14 protein-coding genes are annotated in these 17668 nt (G+C 72.7%); 10 read left to right on the plus strand and 4 right to left on the minus strand.

Features of this window, described 5'->3' with window-relative positions:
• Position 1 precedes the first annotated feature (1 nt).
• Positions 2-1381: an aminotransferase class V-fold PLP-dependent enzyme gene (locus tag AB0G16_RS14000; RefSeq protein WP_362803836.1), complete on the minus strand. Its 1380-nt coding sequence runs from the start codon at positions 1379-1381 to the stop codon at positions 2-4.
• Between the two features lie 120 nt (positions 1382-1501).
• A complete protein-coding gene (locus tag AB0G16_RS14005) occupies positions 1502-2620 on the minus strand; it encodes an EAL domain-containing protein (protein ID WP_362803839.1) in 1119 nt (372 codons plus the stop codon).
• A gap of 167 nt (positions 2621-2787) precedes the next feature.
• Between AB0G16_RS14005 and AB0G16_RS14010 the strand changes: the two genes are divergently transcribed.
• From AB0G16_RS14010 to AB0G16_RS14035, 6 genes are all read left to right on the plus strand, one after another.
• Positions 2788-3444, plus strand: coding sequence for an acVLRF1 family peptidyl-tRNA hydrolase (locus tag AB0G16_RS14010; protein ID WP_362803842.1), 657 nt, complete (start codon positions 2788-2790; stop codon positions 3442-3444).
• A 260-nt stretch (positions 3445-3704) separates the two neighbouring features.
• Positions 3705-5303: an ABC-F family ATP-binding cassette domain-containing protein gene (locus tag AB0G16_RS14015; protein WP_362803845.1), complete on the plus strand. Its 1599-nt coding sequence runs from the start codon at positions 3705-3707 to the stop codon at positions 5301-5303.
• A 114-nt stretch (positions 5304-5417) separates the two neighbouring features.
• Positions 5418-5633, plus strand: coding sequence for a helix-turn-helix domain-containing protein (locus tag AB0G16_RS14020; protein ID WP_344903296.1), 216 nt, complete (start codon positions 5418-5420; stop codon positions 5631-5633).
• Positions 5634-5766: 133 nt separating this feature from the next.
• Positions 5767-6594: an enoyl-CoA hydratase/isomerase family protein gene (locus AB0G16_RS14025; RefSeq protein WP_362803849.1), complete on the plus strand. Its 828-nt coding sequence runs from the start codon at positions 5767-5769 to the stop codon at positions 6592-6594.
• Positions 6595-6705: 111 nt separating this feature from the next.
• Positions 6706-8580: an ABC transporter ATP-binding protein gene (locus AB0G16_RS14030; RefSeq protein WP_362803852.1), complete on the plus strand. Its 1875-nt coding sequence runs from the start codon at positions 6706-6708 to the stop codon at positions 8578-8580.
• Positions 8581-8668: 88 nt separating this feature from the next.
• Positions 8669-8998, plus strand: coding sequence for a transposase (locus AB0G16_RS14035; protein WP_362803855.1), 330 nt, complete (start codon positions 8669-8671; stop codon positions 8996-8998).
• Between the two features lie 36 nt (positions 8999-9034).
• Here AB0G16_RS14035 and AB0G16_RS14040 read toward each other — a convergent pair whose 3' ends face one another.
• Positions 9035-9925, minus strand: a complete 891-nt coding sequence (locus tag AB0G16_RS14040; RefSeq protein ID WP_362803858.1) for a sulfotransferase — start codon at positions 9923-9925, stop codon at positions 9035-9037.
• Positions 9926-9955: 30 nt separating this feature from the next.
• Here AB0G16_RS14040 and AB0G16_RS14045 point away from each other — a divergent pair, with 30 nt between their 5' ends.
• The 3 genes from AB0G16_RS14045 to AB0G16_RS14055 all read left to right on the plus strand — a co-directional run bounded on the left by AB0G16_RS14045 (position 9956) and on the right by AB0G16_RS14055 (position 14708).
• Entirely contained in the window at positions 9956-10882 is a 927-nt protein-coding gene (locus tag AB0G16_RS14045; protein ID WP_362803861.1) for an LD-carboxypeptidase, read from the plus strand.
• A gap of 39 nt (positions 10883-10921) precedes the next feature.
• Complete coding sequence (locus AB0G16_RS14050; RefSeq protein WP_362803864.1) at positions 10922-11860, plus strand: hypothetical protein; 939 nt, start codon at positions 10922-10924, stop codon at positions 11858-11860.
• 226 nt (positions 11861-12086) lie between these two features.
• Positions 12087-14708 carry an Hsp70 family protein gene (locus AB0G16_RS14055; RefSeq protein ID WP_362803867.1) on the plus strand — a complete coding sequence of 874 codons (2622 nt, stop codon included), beginning with the start codon at positions 12087-12089 and terminating at the stop codon, positions 14706-14708.
• Between the two features lie 251 nt (positions 14709-14959).
• On the opposite strand, the gene AB0G16_RS14060 is transcribed toward AB0G16_RS14055, so the two are convergent.
• The gene (locus AB0G16_RS14060; protein ID WP_362803870.1) at positions 14960-16168 is read right to left on the minus strand and encodes a hypothetical protein; all 1209 of its coding nucleotides are present in this window, start codon (positions 16166-16168) and stop codon (positions 14960-14962) included.
• Between the two features lie 292 nt (positions 16169-16460).
• Here AB0G16_RS14060 and AB0G16_RS14065 point away from each other — a divergent pair, with 292 nt between their 5' ends.
• A complete protein-coding gene (locus tag AB0G16_RS14065) occupies positions 16461-17399 on the plus strand; it encodes an NAD(P)/FAD-dependent oxidoreductase (RefSeq protein ID WP_362803873.1) in 939 nt (312 codons plus the stop codon).
• Positions 17400-17668 lie beyond the last annotated feature (269 nt).

The raw sequence follows: 17668 nt of genomic DNA on the forward strand, positions 1-17668 counted from the left end.
GTCACCTGAGGGAGGCCACGGCCTTGACCGCCTGGTCGACCTGCTCCGGGGTGGTGACGATCCCGGGACCGAAGCGCAGGTAGACCTCCTGGTAGGGGGTGACGCTGGTGATGATCCGGTGGTCCTTGCGGAGCCTGCCCGCGGCGGACGGGGCGTCCAGGCCGTCGATCGCGCAGCAGACCAGGCCGGCGGACAGCTCGGGGGAGCGGGGGGTGACCAGCCGCACGTTGGGCAGGGCGGCGAGCCCGGCCTTGAGCCGGGTGGCCTGCTCGGTGATCCTGGCGGCCACCCGCTCCCTGCCGATCGCCCGGTGGAAGGCGAACGCCTCGCCCAGCGCCCAGCGGTGCTCGAAGCTGTGGTAACCGCCCGGGGTGCCGAGCAGCCCGCCCGGCCCGTACGGCCGGTAGGCCTCGCCCGTCCCGCCGCCGGCGTCGAGGTCGACCCTGCCGGAGAAGGTGGGGATCACCGGGAGCAACGCGTCCCAGGCCTTCCCCCGCCCCCACAGCACGCCGGTGCCCCGGGGGCCGAACAGCCACTTGTGGGTGCCCGCGGTCAGGAAGTCGCAGCCCAGCGCCTCGACCTGGTCGGCCGTGGCGCCGAGGCCGTGCACCCCGTCCACGCAGAGCAGCGCCCGGTCGGCGGCGTCCCTGTCCCGGTTGGCCTCGGCGACCATGTCGGCGATCGCCCTGACCGGCATCCGCACCCCGGTGCCCGAGTGCACCCAGGTGATCGCCACCACCCGGGTCCTCGGCCCGAGCCCGGCCCTCAGCCGGGAGACGATCGCGTCGGCCGAGGCCGTGGCCGGGTCGTCGTAGAGACGGACCCTGCGGACCCGGGCGCCCGTCCTGGCGGCGAGCAGCCGCAGGGCCTCGTGGGTGGCGTAGAAGTCGTGCTCGGTGGTCAGCACGTCCTGGCCCGGCGACAGCCGCATGCCGCCGTAGAGCAGGCCCAGGCCCATCGTGGTGCTGTCGGTCAGCGCCACGTCGGGGGCTTCGGCGCCCAGGTAGGCCGCGGCGGCCTCGCGTACGGCCCCCTCGTGGTCCTCGCCGTGCAGGTAGGCGTCGGTGTCGGTGTCCAGGCCGCGCCGGTGCTCCTCGATCGCCCGCCGCACCGGCGCCGGGTGGGCGGCGAGCACGTAGGCGGCGAACTGGGCGTAGGAGGGGTCCAGCGGGAACTGGGCGCGCACCGAATCCCAGTCGGCGGGGTCGAAGCGCGGTGTCCGCGACCCGGCCGCGTCGCCGGAGGAACCGGCAGCGCCGCCCGAGGTGCCCGAGGTGCCGGGGGTGCAGCCGGACAGCGTGCCCCCGGCCACCAGCCCCGCGCCCAGCAGTCCCGCGCCCAGCAGCCTCCGCCGCCCGACGGGAGGTCCCTGATGGTCCATGCCGTGCCTCCCGCCGCCGCCCGCCGCCCTTGTACGCCCTTTCCTATCGGGATCGTCCGTCCCTGCCAAGGGCGGAGCCGTGAATCTACAACGTAAAGGAGGCAGGTCGGTGCGAGATCGTCAGTGCTCCATGGCGGCGACCTGGCGGATCAGGTCGGAGACGCGGACGATGCCCATGCAGCGGCCGACCTCGTCGGTGACGACCAGGTCGTCGTAGACGCGCTCGGCGTCCTGGCCCGCCACCTGCATGGCCGCGATGGCCGGGGTGGTCCTGGGAACCGTACGGGCCGGGTCGGCCAGCCGCCCGGCGGCCTTCCTGCCGTGCAGGGCGTGGCCGAAGCGGCCGGCGATCGAGAGCAGGAAACGGCTGCGGTCGAGGCTGCCCCGCGGGCGCTGGTAGTCGTCGACGAGGATCACGCTGGTGATCGACGGCTCGCCGCCGAAGGCGTCGATCACGGCCTCGGCGGTGGCCTCGTAGGGGAGGGTGACCGCGGGCATCAGGAACTCCTGGACGCGCGGGCCGAGCACGAACCGCGACGGCTCCCGCTCGACGACGGGGAGCGGGACGTGCACGCGGCCGGACGGGCCGGGGACCAGCAGCGGTCCCTGCGCCAGCCGCACCCCCCAGCCGCGGACCGCGGCGAGCTGCGCCTCGTCGCGCACGCCGGGGGCCAGCACGTGCGCCCCCGTCCCCCGGGCGAGCCTGGCGACGCCCTCGCCGATCGCGGCGCGGCGCGGGTCGCGGGCCGCCTGGGCGACCAGGCCGGAGGAGAGCACCGCCAGGTACGGCGCGGCGTCGGCGAGCAGGTCCAGCGGGATGTGGCCGCTTCCCAGGTCGCCCACGGCGATGAGGTAGCCGATGGCGCGCAGGCCGTCCAGCCCGGTGAGCAGGGAGCCCCGCTCGAACTGGGCGAAGTCGCCCCTGACGGTGAGGATCACCTCGCGGGGCCGCCGGCCGGACGCGCGCAGCGCCTCGTGGAGCAGCGCCAGCGCGGCCGACCCGCCGATCACCGCGGCCGTGGGCAGGGTCAGCACCAGCGGGAGCGGGACGTCGCCGCCGGCGAGGCCGCGTACCGTCTCGACGGTGGAGGAGATGTTGCCCTGGCCCTGGTGCCCGCCGCTCGCCTGGAGGGCGATGACGCCCCCGGTGTCGAGATCGACGACGGGCGTGACGCCCACGGCCGCCGGCGCGGCGGCCGTCGCCGGGGAGTGCGGAAGGGCGTGCGCTCTGGTCGTCACGTGGAGAGCATGGTGTCTCCCGGAGCGTTACAGAAGTGACTCATGGTGATGTTCACCGACATTTCGCTGTTCGTTGACATCGATCACCGGGATCGCACGGCGGCCACGGCGGCCGTGGCGGCCCTGGTGGCCGTGGTGGCGGTCGTGCCCGGGTAGTGTCTTGTCCCGTGACGTCGCGACCGGCAAAGGGCGGAGGCCGCTGGGTCTCGGTGGCGCCCGAGCGGCTGAACCGCTGGATCGACGGCTTCGTCGAGCGGCACGGCCCGCCGGAGGTGACGGCCTCGCCCGGCGTCGTACGGCTGCGGGGGGCGGACGGCGCGGTGGCCGAGTGCCAGGTGCCCTTCCCGCCGCTGACCGGCGCGGGGGGCGGGCCGCTGGCCCGGCTGGTCACCCACGTGCGCACCGAGCGCAGGATCGGCGTGCTGCTGGTGCGCCTGGGCGGCCACGCGGCCGGGATCTTCCAGGGTGAGGAGCTGGTCTCCTCCAAGGTGGGCTCGCGGCAGGTCCACGGGCGCAGCGCGGCGGGCGGCTGGTCCCAGCGGCGCTTCGCCCGGCGCAGGGAGAAGCAGGTGGACCAGGCGCACGAGGCCGCGGCCGAGGTGGCGTTGCGGGTCCTGTCCCCGTACGTGGACGGGCTGGAGGCGGTCGTGCTGGGCGGTGACCGGCGGGCGGTCGACGCGCTGCGGCCCGACCGCAGGCTGGCGCCGGTCTTCGCGCTGGAGGCCGAGCCCTTCCTGACCGTTCCCGATCCGCGGCTGGTGGTGCTCAGGGACACCCCCGCCCAGTTCCGCGCGGTCCGCATCAGGGTGACCGACCCGGCCTAGCCGGGTCCCGTGTCGCCGGTGACCGGCTCCGGGTGGCCCGGTCCGCGCCGGGACGACCGGTCCGGCGTGACCGGGGCCGGGTAAACGAGGAGAAGAGGGCCGGTGACGCGCCGTACACTGATCGGTATGCGCACTCCCGATTGACCGTCGTCCCGATGAAGGCGAGACGGCCGAGCCGAGAGCCGGGAGACACAGGGCGCGGCGGGTTCGGCCACAGTGAAGCGAGCCTGTGTATTTCCTGCTGGGAGTGTTCTCCAACCATGATCGTAGCTTCTGACATCGAGCTGAGGGCCGGCGCGCGGCTGCTCATCGAGGGTGCCTCGTTCCGGGTCAACCCGGGCGACAAGATCGGGCTCGTCGGCCGCAACGGGGCAGGCAAGACGACGCTGACCCGGGTGCTCGCGGGAGAGGGGTCGCCCGCGGGCGGCACGGTCTCCATCACCGGCGAGGTCGGCTACCTGCCCCAGGACCCCCGCACCGGTGACCTGCACGTGCTGGCCCGCGACCGGATCCTGTCGGCCCGGGGTCTCGACCAGGTGCTGAACGGGCTGCGCGAGGCCGAGCTCGGCATGTCCTCGGCCGACGACCGCACCCGGGACCGCGCGGTACGCGCCTACGGGCGCCTGGAGGACCGGCTCCACGTGCTGGGCGGGTACGCCGCCGAGTCCGAGGCCGCCTCCATCGCCTCCAGCCTGGGCCTGCCCGACCGGGTGCTCGGCCAGCCGCTGGAGACCCTGTCCGGAGGGCAGCGCAGGCGGGTGGAACTGGCCCGGATCCTGTTCAGCGGGGCGGAGACTCTCCTGCTTGACGAGCCGACAAACCACCTAGATGCGGACTCAATCGGGTGGCTTCGTGATTTTTTACGATCTCACCAGGGCGGCTTGATCATTATCAGCCACGACGTGGGTCTTCTTGAAGCGACGGTAAACCGCGTCCTGCACCTCGACGCCAACCGCGCCGTGATCGACACCTACAACGTCGGCTGGAAGGCCTATCTGGCCCAGCGGGAGACCGACGAGAAGCGCAGGCGTCGTGAGCGGGCCAACGCCGAGAAGCAGGCCTCGGCCCTGATGTCGCAGGCCGACAAGATGCGCGCCAAGGCCACCAAGGCCAAGGCCGCGCAGGACATGCAGCGCCGCGCCGAGCGCCTGCTGTCGGGCCTGGAGGTGGAGCGGCGCAGCGACAAGGTCGCCAGGCTGCGCTTCCCCCAGCCCGCCCCGTGCGGGCGTACCCCGATCATGGCCGAGGGGCTGTCGAAGTCCTACGGCTCGCTGGAGGTCTTCACCGACGTCGACGCCGCGGTCGACCGGGGCAGCAGGGTCGTCATCCTGGGCCTGAACGGCGCGGGCAAGACCACCCTGCTGCGCATCCTGGGCGGGATCGAGGAGCCCGACACCGGCGCGGTCAAGCCCGGTCACGGGCTCAAGCTCGGCTACTACGCCCAGGAGCACGAGACCATCGACCCCGACCGCACCGTGCTGGAGAACATGCGCTCGGCCGGGGGGGAGCTGCCCGACGTGGAGCTGCGCAAGGTGCTGGGCTCGTTCCTGTTCACCGGCGACGACGTGGACAAACCCGCCGGGGTGCTGTCGGGAGGGGAGAAGACGCGGCTGGCGCTGGCGACGCTGGTGCTGTCCGCGGCCAACGTGCTGCTCCTGGACGAGCCCACCAACAACCTCGACCCGGCCAGCAGGGAGCAGGTGCTTTCGGCCCTAGCGTCCTATTCTGGGGCAATTGTGCTCGTCACGCATGATGAGGGTGCTGTAGAGGCTCTACGACCCGATAGGGTGATCTTGCTGCCTGACGGAATCGAAGACGCGTGGAGCGAGGAATTTTCCGATCTTGTGGCACTTGCCTGATCTTAATTTGAGCGGGTACGGATCTTTTCCCATGGAGTAGGTAGCCGATCTCGCTGAAATGACTGATCATGGCGTGTGTAACGCTGCGGAAGTCTGGCACTACAGGAGGTACTCGTGGCCGACACACTGAAGAAGGGCACCCGGGTCACCGGGGCCGATCGGGAGAAACTGGCCTCCGATCTGAAGAAGCGATACAGCGCCGGTGAGAGCATCCGTGCTCTGGCCGCTTCGACCGGAAGGTCATACGGGTTCATCCACCGCATCCTCAGCGAGTCCGGTGTGACTCTGCGCGGACGCGGCGGAGCCACCCGGGGCAAGTCAAAGCGCTGACCCCGCCTCGGAACGCGCGACCGCAGCCGCTCGATCCCCCACACGCCGACGCCGTCCCGCCCGACCTGTAGAACCTCATTCTGGAGGTCGATAGGCTCGGGCGAGGCGGAGACGGAAGGCGGGAGAAGAGGCGATGACGGAAGTGTCGTTCGGGGGGAGTGCGGAGGAGATCTCTCTGAAGGAGGTCGGTCTGCGCTACGAGGTGGACGGCGAGATCGCGACGATCACGCTGGACCGGCCGGACAAGCGGAACGCTCAGACGTTCGCGACCTGGTCGGCCTTGGCTCATATCGGTGACGGCCTGCCGCAGCAGGTGAGGGTCGTCGTGATCAGAGGTGAGGGGCCGTCCTTCTCGGCAGGGATCGATCTGAGGATGTTCACCCCGGAGGGGGTTCCGGGGCAGGGGTCGTTCGCGTCCTCGGTGGCACACGGAGAGGCGAGGTTCGCCGACCGGGTGGCACAGGCCCAGCGGGGTTTCCTCTGGCTGAGGCGTCCCGACATCGTCTCGGTGGCAGCGGTTCAGGGCCACGCGATCGGTGCGGGGTTTCAGCTGGCGCTCGCCTGTGACCTGCGGGTCCTGGCGGACGACGCCAAGCTGTGCATGAAGGAGCCCGCCCTCGGGCTGGTCCCCGACCTGACCGGCACCAAGCCGCTGGTCGAGCTGGTGGGGCTGTCCAGGGCCATCGAGATCTGCCTGACCGCCCGTGTCGTGGGGGCACAGGAGGCAGCGCGGATCGGGCTGGCCGAGCTGGTCGTCGCGCCCGGGGAGCTGGACGAGGCCGTACGGGACCTGACGGCCGCGCTGCTGGCCACGAACCGGGACGCCGCGACGGCGACCAAGCGGCTGCTCCAGGGCGCTTCGGGGCGCACCCTGGCCGAGCAGGCCGAGGCCGAGGGCCGCGAGCAGGCGGCGAGGATCAGGGCGCTCTTCGGGGAGGGGAGCGGGAAGGCCTCCGGATAGGCCCCGGACCGGTACGGGAGATCCGTTCCCGCGGGTTCTCGGGTGTTCGCCCGGAGCTGACGGGGGAATGGGCGCGCCCTTCGCGGTGCTCGCATCGACGAAGGAGGCCGGATGACGATGATGGGCGGGGGCTTCGGGCCCCAGATGATGCGCTCGCTGCGGCGCGACAGCTCGGTGACCAAGGAACGACTGGCGCCGGGCACGGTCCGGCGCATCGCCCGCTACGCCCGGCCCTTCTCCCGGCACATCGCCGCCTTCCTGGCGCTGGTCGTGGTCGGCTCGGTCATCGTGATCGCCAACCCGCTGCTGATGAAGGCGATCATCGACGACGGCATCGGCGCGAGGCGCACCGGAGTCGTGATCGCCCTGGCGCTGGTCATCGCGGGCCTGGCGGTCGCCGACGCGGCGCTCACCCTGGCCCAGCGATGGTTCTCCTCGCGGATCGGCGAGGGACTGATCTACAACCTGCGCACCGAGGTCTTCGACCACGTCCAGCGGATGCCCGTGGCCTTCTTCACCCGCACCCAGACCGGCGCCCTGGTCTCCCGGCTCAACACCGACGTCATCGGCGCCCAGCGGGCCCTGACCAGCACGCTGTCGTCGGTCGTGGCCAACGTGGTCATGCTGGTGCTGGTCCTCGGCGCCATGCTGGTGCTCTCCTGGCAGATCACCGTGGTCGCCCTGGTGCTGCTGCCGGTCTTCATCCTGCCCGCCAAGTGGGTCGGCAGGAAGATGTCCGGCCTCACCCGCGAGCAGATGGAGCTCGACGCCGAGATGAGCTCCATGATGACCGAGCGGTTCAACGTCGCCGGCGCCATGGTCGCCAAGCTCTACGGCCGCCCGGCCGACGAGGCCTCCGCCTTCGCCGGGAAGGCCGGGCGGGTGCGCGACGTGGGCGTCACCGTCGGCATGTACGGCACGGTCTTCCGCGCCGCCCTCGGCCTGGTCGCCGCGCTGGCCACCGCGCTGGTCTACGGGGTGGGCGGCGTGCTGGCCGTCTCCGGGGCGTTCGAGCTGGGCACCCTGGTGGCGCTCGCCGCTCTCCTGATGCGCCTGTACGGGCCGCTGACGAGCCTGTCGAACGTGCACGTGGACGTGATGACCGCGCTGGTCAGCTTCGACCGGGTCTTCGAGGTGCTCGACCTGCGGCCCATGGTCGCCGACCGGCCTGGCGCCGGGCCGGTCCCGCCCGGCCCGGTCTCGATCGAGTTCGACGACGTCCGGTTCACCTACCCGTCGGCCTCGGAGGTGTCGCTGGCCTCGCTGGAGGCGGTGGCCCGCCCCGACACCGGGCCCGGCCACGAGGTGCTGAGCGGTGTCACCTTCACCGCCCGTCCCGGCGAGATGGTCGCCCTGGTCGGCCCCTCCGGCGCGGGCAAGACGACCATCACCGCCCTGGCCTCCCGGCTGTACGACGTCTCGGCCGGCGCGGTCCGCGTCAACGGCCTGGACGTGCGCGAGGCCACCCTGGACTCGCTGCGCGACACCGTCGGGGTCGTCATGCAGGACGCCCACCTGTTCCACGACACGATCGGCGCCAACCTCCGCTACGCCAGGCCCGGGGCGGGCGAGGAGGAGATCTGGGACGCGCTGCGGGCCGCCCAGATCGCCGACCTGGTCCTGGACCTGCCCGACGGGCTGGAGACCGTGGTGGGCGACCGGGGCCACCGGCTGTCGGGCGGGGAGAAGCAGCGGCTGGCGCTGGCCAGGCTGCTGCTCAAGGCCCCCCGCGTGGTCGTGCTGGACGAGGCCACCGCCCACCTGGACTCCGAGTCCGAGGCGGCCGTCCAGCAGGCCCTGAAGATCGCGCTGGCCGGGCGTACCTCGCTGGTCATCGCCCACCGGCTCTCCACGATCCGCGAGGCCGACCAGATCCTGGTGGTCCAGGACGGCAGGGTGGTCGAGCGGGGCCGCCACGAGGAGCTGCTGGCCCTGGGGTCGGTCTACGCCGAGCTCTACCGCACCCAGTTCAGCGAGGCCTCCTGAGGGGTCGTTCCCGCCGGCGGGACGTCCCCGGAGGGCCGGCACCGATCCGAGTGGATCTTCAAGCGCCGATGGTGTAGATCATGTGATCGTGGATGACCGCCTGAGACGTGATGACCTGACCGACGACGAGTGGGAGTCCCTGGCGCCGCTGCTGCCCGCTCACGCCCGGCAGGGAAACCGGTGGGCCGACCACCGCACGATCATCGACGGGGTGTTCTTCCGCACCAGGACCGGCTGTTCCTGGCGGCGACTGCCGGAGACGTACGGGAAGTGGAAGACCGTCTACAACCGCCACCGCCGCTGGACGCTGGACGGCACCTGGGAGACGATCCTGAAGACCCTGCACGCCCGGGAAGCCCTCCCGGCGCGGCCGGGGGACATCCGCCCCTGGGCGACGTTCGAGGTGCCGGCGCACTGAGGCCGTGCCCCTCCCGCGGGGCCGGCCGGCCCGGCGTCAGGACGGCCGGCTGTAGCCCAGGCGGGCGAGCTCCTCCCGGGCGACCTTGGAGACCAGCTCGACGTCGCTCTCGCGCAGGCGGGTGCGCCAGATGCCGACCCTGGGCACGCTCGGACCCAGCAGGGCGACCCTCGGGACCCGGGTCTCCAGGAAGCGGGAGAGCCCGTCCACGGTCTCGGCGGGCGAGGAGACCAGGTCCTCGTACCGCAGCGTGAGCAACTGGTCGCGGGGCAGCTCGTGGTGCAGCGAGGCCGAGAGGCGGACCGCGCTGCGCCAGCGCAGCGCGCACTTGCCCGCCGTGGCCATCGCCTTCCAGCGCTCGCTGTGCTCGCCGGAGTTGACGCCCAGGAAGGGGTTGGGGAACTCCGTCTCCTCGCTCAGCATGGAGGGCTTGAACCACGTCAGGGAGGCGGGGTCGGCCAGCATGTCGGCGGCCACGTCGCGGCCGTCCCTGATCAGCTGCACGAAGCGGGCGTCGGGGAAGGCCTGCAGCAGCACCGGGGCGCTGTAGATCAGGTCGGGGCTGGCGTCGCCGAAGCGGGCCACGGCGTCCGAGGTCGTGCACGGCCCCGCGCCGGTCACGCCGCCGGCCTCCCGGCAGGGGGGCGGGCACTCGGCGCAGGCGCCGGGCAGCAGCTGCCAGGACTCGGCCAGGGCGTCGCGGAGCACGCGGGTCGCCCCCATGCCCCGGCCGGCGATCGAGGGCCGCCGGGCGAAGGCGTAGACGACGTGCGCCACCGACGCCCGCCCCATGGTCATGTGGAAGCCGGGGGAGCGTTTCAGGGCACGGGCCAGCAGGTCCGCGCCGGAGTGGGGGGCGGCGAGCACGAACACCGGCCGGCGGACCTTGATGCCGTTGACCACCAGGATGTGGGGCGGAGGTCGCATATGAAAGCCCAGTGTGGCACCGTTTGCGGGGTGAAAGAACCGGCCGCCGGGCTGACGCTCCCGCCCCCGCCGCGTCCGGGCGACACGGTGGCCGTGGTGGCGCCGTGCGGCCCTCCCGACCCCGAGCGGCTGGCGCGGGGCGTCCGCGTGCTGGAGGGCCTCGGCCTGAAGGTCCGCACCGGCCCGCACGTGCTGGAGCGGGACCGCTACCTGGCGGGCCCGGACGCCGGCCGGGCGGCCGACCTGCAGGACGCCTGGTGCGACCCCGAGGTGACCGCGGTGTTCTGCGCCCGCGGCGGCTACGGCGCCACCCGGATCCTGGGGCTGCTGGACTGGGACGCCATGCGGGCCGCCGGGCCCAAGGCGTTCGCCGGTTCCAGCGACGTCACCGCGCTGCACGCCGCGCTCGCCGTGGAGCTGGGCATCGCCTCCTGGTTCGGCCCGATGCCGGCCTGTTCCACGATCAGCGACCCCGAGGGGCCCGAGCCGCGCACGTTCGAGAACTTCACCGCCGCCCTGGCCGGTGCGCCGCCGGCCGTCACCGGAGACCGGGTGATCACCGGCGGCGCGGTCACCGCCCCGGTGACCGGCGGCAACCTCAGCCTGCTGGCCGCGCTCTGCGGCACCCCGTACGCGCTCTCGGCGCGGGGACGGATCGTCCTGCTGGAGGACGTGACCGAGGCGCCGTACCGGATCGACAGGATGATCACACAGTTGTTCCAGGCGGGCGCGCTCGACGGGGCCGCCGGATTCGTCCTGGGCTCCTGGGTCGGCTGCGGGGACCCCTATCCGGTGCTGGAGGAGCTCCTCGGGCCGCTCGGCGTGCCCGTGATCGCAGGTCTCCCCATAGGTCACGGAAAGCCACAATTTTCCGTATTACTAGGGACACTTGGTGCTATTGATGCAGAATCGTGCTCTCTGGCCTACTCAACCGGGGGCGCGAACACGGCACTCTAGGTGCGAACCTAGGAGGAAACCGGCAGAGGGGACGCACGCGTGAGATTGTTCCGGCGGCGCCGCGACCGGCGGGCCGAGACGCCCAGGCGTCCGGTCGAAGAAGTCGACCTCGACTCCCTGCTCGCCCTGGTCGCGGACAATCTCGGCTACGCCTGCGCCTTCGAGCCGGACGGCGCCACCCTGACGCTCACCGGCCCGCGCCGGCTCACGGTGCGCCTCGCCGGGCTGCGCGCCGAGGCCCTGCGCCGCTCCCGCGAGGACTGGCCCGTCCTCGTCTCCGGCCACCTGGCCCACGCGCTGGCATGCGCCGACGAGCCCTTCGACGCCTGTGACCTCGAGCAGGCCCGGCCGAGGCTGCGGACCCGCATCCAGCTCGACGACGATCTCGACCCGGCCCACGTGGTCGGGCGCCACCTCACCGCCGACCTGGTCGAGGTGCTCACCATCGGCCCCGCCTCCACCGGCTCCGGCGGCCGTCCGGTCCGCCCGGAGGAGGTCGGCTGCTGGCCGATCACCGCCGGTCAGGCGCTCGACCTGGCCCTGGAGAACGCCCGCAGGGACGAGCGGCTCTCGATGACCGAGGGCGATCTCGGCGGCGTGGCGGTCCGCAGGCTGACCGGTCCCACCGAGGGCGCCGCGGCCCACCTGCGCAGACTGGGCGACTACCTGCGCGTCCCCTCCGACGGGGTCCTCGTCGCGCTGCCCGATCCGGCGACGTTGATCGTGCATCCGGTCGAGGGCATCGGCGTGGTCCGCGCGATCGAGCGGCTCCGGCTGTTCGCGCAGCGGGAGTTCGACCGGCGGGCCGGGGCCCTCAGCCCCCAGGTCTACTGGTGGCACGCCGGCCGCCTCTCCCTGATCAGGGCGGACCTGATCGACCAGGACGGGCAGACCCGGCTGGTGGTCGCGCCCCCGCCGGACTTCGCCCGCGTCCTGGCCGCCCTGGCCGTACGGTCGGAGGGCGGCACGGAGGGCTGACCGCCTCGCGCCGCCCTCCGCTCTCCGCCTCGTGCCGCGTCCGTCCCCCTGTCCGCCCCCCTCTGCCTGGCGCCGTCTTCGTCCCGAGCCGCTCTGCCCCGCCCCGCCCTTCCCGTGCCGGAGCGGCGCCGTGGCGGGCCCTGGACCGGTCCACGAACCCCCGCGCGCCCCGTGAGGGGGCGCCGGATGCGGGATGATGGAGGTCTGGATCTACGGGGAGTGGGATATGACGCAGTGGTGCCTCGGTGTCGATCTGGGAACGAGCTTCTCCGCCGGGGTGCTGGCGGCCGAGGGGCGCTTCGACGTCCTGGAGGTCGAGGGGGAGCGGCGGATCCCCTCCGCCGTCATGCTCGACGAGCGGGGGACGCTCGTGGCGGGCCGGATCGCCCAGCGCGGGATCGCGATCAGCCCCGAGCGCGTCGAGCGGAACCCCAAACGCTACGTCGGCCGCGGCCGCATGCTGCTGGGCGGCGTCCCGGTGGACGTGGCCGACGCCCTGGCGGCCCTGCTGGAGCTGTTCGTCAGTGAGGGGCGCCGCCGGTTCGACGGCGCCGATCCCGACTGCATCGCGCTGACCCACCCGGTGGCCTGGGGCTCCGACCGCAAGGCCGTGCTGCTGGCGGCGGCCAGGAAGGTCGTCAGGGGCGTGCGGATCGCGCTCGTCGACGAGCCCGTCGCCTCGGCCCGCTACTACGCCTCCGCCGGCCGGGCGGCCGGCGGGTCCCGGCTGGCCGTCTACGACCTCGGCGGCGGGACCTTCGACGCGGCCGTGCTCGCCGCGGACGGCGGGGACTTCGCGGTCGTCGGCGAGCCGGGCGGCAGTGACGAGATCGGCGGGGAGGGGTTCGACGAGCAGGTGTTCGCGTTCCTCGGGGCACAGATCGAACGCCTCGACGCCGACTGGTGGCTGCAGGTGACCACCAACCCCGAGCGCCGCTACGTGAGCTACGCCGCCGACCTGCTCACGATGGCCAGGGAGGCCAAGGAGACGCTCTCGAAGTTCGACACCTCCTCGCACTACGTGGTGGGCGTCAACGACGACGTGCACATCACCAGGGCCGACCTGGAGGGGCTCATCGGGGAGGAGATCACCAGGACGGTCGACATCCTGGACCGGACGATCCGCGACGCCGGGGTGGAGCCGGACGAGCTCTCCGCGGTGTTCATGACCGGTGGGCCCAGCCGGATGCCCCTGGTGCAGAAGGCGGTGCGCGAACGCTTCGGCGACCGGGTGAGGACCTACGACGACCCGAAGATCGTGGTCGCGTACGGTGCCGCGCAACTGGCCTGGAGACTCAAGGTCGAGCACCGCGAGCCCGGCACGACGGCCCCGGGGATCCCGGTGTCCGGCACCCCGGTCCCCGCAGCCCCGGCTCCCGGCACCTCGATCCGCGGCGTCCCGGCTCCGGGTGTCCCGACCGGCGGGCACCGGGCGTTCAGCGGACCCGCGGGGGGCGCCACCGGGGGGCACCGGACGCCCGCGGGCGCCGTCCCCGGTGCGGGTCCCGGCCCGGGCACCGCCACCGGCGGTCACGGCACCCCCGCCGCCGCCCGGGCGGCCGGCGGCACCGGAGTCGGCGGCACCGGAGCCGGCGGTGCCGCGGCGGGCGGACCGGTCGTCCAGGGCGTCGAGAGGGTTCTGGACGGCGTGCTGGAGGCGCGCCTCGTGGCCGGCGGGGTCTTCATCCACCAGGCCTTCGAGACCGGCCACCTCCTGCGCAGGCTCGACGGCGTCGGAGGCCGCCACGACCGGGAGCTCGGCTTCGGCAGGCTCGTGGAGTGGGGGGCCTCCCCCGAGGGCGTGGTGACGGTGGAGCAGGTCGGGCCCGCACAGGTGCTGGTCCGAACCCTCACCCTCGACCTGGCCGTCCGCGCCACCCACCCGCTGCAGATGTGGGGCGACCCGACCGTGATCGCCCACGGCCGCACCGCCTGGGTCTTCTTCCACTCCCGGCAGGCTCTCCCGGCCGACGCCTCGATGGGCCTGCCCTGGGGTGAGACCGGGCAGCTCGCCGTGGTCGAGCTCGACCTGGGCGGGGGCTCCGCCTTCCAGGCCCTCCAGCCGCGCGAGCTCGGCCCGTACGCCCAGTGGTTCCTGAACGAGGACAACAGGTCGCGCCGGCTGCTCGACCAGGAGGCGCCCAGCGGCACCGAGCCGTCGTCCTCGGTGGGCGCGCCGGGCTGCACGGTGGTGCTCGGGCAGTTCAGCAGCAACAAGCCGATGTTCCAGAACCGCTACCAGGACTTCCGCCCCTGGCAGGTGCTCTGCCTCATCGACCCCGGCGGCGTGGTGCGCCCGACGGTACGGGAGCCGGGGCGCGCCTGGCTGCACCAGGTCGTCCTGCACCGGGGCAGGTGGTTCACCTCCGGCTCGGCGGGCCTGGAGGCCGACGCCGCGGGCGGCAGGACCAGGCTGGTCATGCCGCGCCCCCGGGGCGGCGCCCTGCGCTGGTTCCCCGCGGGAAACGAGATCTACGCCGTGGGCACCGACCAGGTGAGTCCCGCCAGGGGCTGGTCGGTCGGGATCTTCGACCAGCGATCCCAGAAGCTGGAGTTCCTGATGGGCAAGCAGTCGGCGACCCTGGCGGGCCACCTCACCTCGCGGCACCGCTGGGAACGGCCCAGGCTGGTCGCCGACGGCGACTCCATGTGGATGACCATGCTGGACGCGGGCCGCAGCAGGCTGGTGCACGTCACCCCGTCGGGGGCGCGTGAGGTGCACCGCACGGCCGGCACGTTCGAGCCGGTCGCCCGGGTCCCCAGCGGCCTGCTCTGCCTGCACCGCCCCGCCGATCCGGTCGGCGCCACCCGCGACCGTCCGGCGACGCTGGTGCACCTGCCGCTCTGACGCCCCGCCCCGCCCCGCCGCTCCGGTCACCGGGTCGGGGCCTTCCCGGCGCGTCTTCTCGGCGCCTCCCGAGGGGCCTCTCGACGAGCCTCTCGGCGGGTCTTCCTCTCGGGCCGCCGGCGCCGGGGATCCACGCCGAAGGCCGGGCCCCGGGCGGGGTGCTCCGCCCGGGGCCCGGCCTTCGGCGAATCGCTCTCACGGGCCTGCTCTCACGGGCCCGTTCTCACGGGTCCGCGCTCGACGACCCGTGCTCAGTCGTCACGGTCGGCGCGCAGGGAGGACACCGGGTGCGGGCCCTCCGTCTCCAGCCGGTACTCCCGGCCGGACTTGCCGCGGTTCTCGTCGATGACGACCTCGCTCGGGGGCTTCTCGCCACCGTGGATGGCCGCCTGCCAGCCCTCGAACCGCTCGTGCATGTCCCTGACGTAACCGGTACCGATCGTGGTGAAGTCGATCGTGTTGGTCAGCAGATCGCGCAGGTACGCCTTGTTCGGCTCGAAGGTCACCGGCGCCGGCAGGACCGGGGCCAGGACCTGCTCGGGCTCACGCCCGTCATGACGCTTGAACATCTCCGCGGCGAGGCGCAGGTGCTCCAGCTCCATGTTCAGGTGCAGCTCCCAGACGGCCTTGACCTTCGGGTCGGACTCGGTCTCCATGAACGAGTGGTAGAGGTAGCACTCGTTGTACTCGTGGGTGAGCAACTGCTCCCACCAGGTCTCACCCGGGTCGACCAGCGACTCGTAGTGGGTGACGTGTTCCTCCTCGATCAGCCCGATCTCCTGGTAGAGCTGGCGGGCGATCGGCTCCATGTAGGTGGGGCCGACGTTCATGTAGAAGTTCATGGTCTGCTGCTCGGCCGCCATGATGGTCAGCGCGTGCAGCCGGGAGAGCGGGTCGACGACGTTCTTGTCGTAGGGTTCGCGCACGTTGTCGACCGGGTGGCGGTGGTGCAGGTAGGTCGGCCGACCCGGAGTGACCTCCGTGAGGTTGTCGACGATCTTCTCTGCCTTGCGGTGCTCGATCATCTCGTACAGGTTGGCGTACCGGTACAGGTGGTCGAAGTCCTCCAGGACGCCGAACTCGTAGGCGCGCTTGAGGTAGGGGTCGGGCTCCATCCGGGCGACCCACGCGGTCAGGTCCACCGCGACCTGCTCGTAGGCGATCGTGGTCTCCAGCACCGACGCCAGGCCGGGCAGCAGCCAGTTGACCACCTTCTGCTGCTGGGCCTCGATGTAGCGGACCTCGGCGAGCTGCTGCTTGACGGCCGGGTCCGGGCAGTGGCGGGCGAACTGGTGGCTGAACATGATCGACTCGACCTCGATGCCGTTCAGCGCGATGATCCGGCAGCGGGTGTAGGGGTCGCCATGGTCGGGATCTATGGGGGTGACGTTGAGTTCACGCCAGTTGCGCAGTTGCCTGTCCAGCGGGATGCCCCGCTCCTGCAGGGGGTTGAAGGTCACTTGCTCTCGCTCCTTCTAAAACAGTGACGAGTGCGGAAAGCCTCCGGTACCCCTCCTTCCGGGGGCCAATCCAACATGGCCCTCACGCTGGGGGTCAGCGTTCCCGTCAGGAGAAACGGGTGGCGGAGCCGGGTGATCCGCCTTGGTCCGTCAGCGTTTCCGCCAGGAGAAACGGGTGGTGGGCCAGGGTGATCCGCCTTGGCCTGTCAGCGTTCCCGTCAGGAGAAACGGGTGGCGGACCCGTACGGTCCGCCCGTGGTTTGGCGGACCGGCCGGGGGGGAGTGCGACGCCATGACGTACGACGTGGTGGTCATCGGAGGTGGGGCCGCGGGGCTCAACGCGGCGTCGGTGCTCGCCCAGGCGAGACGGCGCGTCCTCGTGATCGACGCCGGAACGCCTCGCAACGCCCCGGCCGCGCGGATGCGCGGCTACCTGTCCCGGGAGGGGACCAGCCCCGCCGACCTGCTGGAGGCCGGTCGCGCCGAGGTGCGCTCCTACGGCGGCGAGGTGGTGCGGGAGCACGTCACCGGTGTACGGCGGGACGGGGCGGAGTTCCTGGTGGAGCTGAAGGAACGGGTGGAGGTGCGGGCGCGGCGGCTGCTGGTGGCGACCGGGCTCCGTGACGACCTCCCCGACGTGCCGGGCCTCGCCGAGCGCTGGGGCAGGGACGTGCTTCACTGCCCCTACTGTCACGGTCACGAGGTACGCGACCGGCCGATCGGCGTGCTGGGCACCGACGAGGAGGGGCCGGAGCACGCGCTGATGCTGCGGCAGTGGTCGGACGACGTGACGCTCCTGTCGCAGGTGCCGATCGGTGACGAGGACAGGCGCAGGCTGGACGCCCGGGACGTGACGGTGGTGGAGGGGCCCGTCACGGGACTGGTGGTCGAGGACGACCGGCTGACCGGTGCGCGTGTCGCCGAGCGGGACGTCCTCCCGATCGCCGCGATGTTCGTCACCCCGGGATCCACGGCCAACGACGACCTGCTGATCGCGCTGGGGTGCGACATGGACGAGAACGGCTGGGTGCGGACCGACCCCGACGGGCTGACCAGCGTGCCCGGCGTGTGGGCGGCGGGGAACGTCGCCCACGACACGGCTCACGTCATCACCGCCGCCGGGAACGGCCTGGTCACCGCGATCGCGATCAACGCCGATCTCGTCGAGGCGGACGTGCAGGCCGCGCTCTCCGCGCGCGCCGCCGGGGCGGGGCGGAACGGCGCGGCGTGACAGGCCGGCGGAACCGTACGGCGCGGCGCGGGGGGACCGGCGGCCGGGACGATGCGGGGGCGACCGGCGACCGGCGGCTGGCGGCCGGTTACCGGTGACCGGTGGCCGGTGACCGGGAGGGTGCGGGGCGGCCGGTGGGCGGATATTTCCGCCCACCTGGCGCGTGTCGCCGGTGCCGGTCGGTGACGGCCGTCTAGGGTGATGTCGTCCGCGTCGCGCGATCATCGGCGACCTGGCCTGATCTCCCCTTGTGTGCCGATGCCGAAACC

This window comes from Streptosporangium sp. NPDC023615, assembly GCF_040640155.1.
In the GTDB taxonomy this organism is placed as follows: domain Bacteria; phylum Actinomycetota; class Actinomycetes; order Streptosporangiales; family Streptosporangiaceae; genus Streptosporangium.

What these genes read in the sequence shown, in the direction of transcription:
- AB0G16_RS14000 (WP_362803836.1), bottom strand. Translation starts at nt 1,381, where the DNA reads ATGGACCATCAGGGACCTCCCGTCGGGCGGCGGAGGCTGCTGGGCGCG.
- AB0G16_RS14015 (WP_362803845.1), top strand. Translation starts at nt 3,705, where the DNA reads ATGATCGTAGCTTCTGACATCGAGCTGAGGGCCGGCGCGCGGCTGCTC.
- AB0G16_RS14025 (WP_362803849.1), top strand. Translation starts at nt 5,767, where the DNA reads ATGACGGAAGTGTCGTTCGGGGGGAGTGCGGAGGAGATCTCTCTGAAG.
- AB0G16_RS14030 (WP_362803852.1), top strand. Translation starts at nt 6,706, where the DNA reads ATGACGATGATGGGCGGGGGCTTCGGGCCCCAGATGATGCGCTCGCTG.
- AB0G16_RS14040 (WP_362803858.1), bottom strand. Translation starts at nt 9,925, where the DNA reads ATGCGACCTCCGCCCCACATCCTGGTGGTCAACGGCATCAAGGTCCGC.
- AB0G16_RS14055 (WP_362803867.1), top strand. Translation starts at nt 12,087, where the DNA reads ATGACGCAGTGGTGCCTCGGTGTCGATCTGGGAACGAGCTTCTCCGCC.
- AB0G16_RS14065 (WP_362803873.1), top strand. Translation starts at nt 16,461, where the DNA reads ATGACGTACGACGTGGTGGTCATCGGAGGTGGGGCCGCGGGGCTCAAC.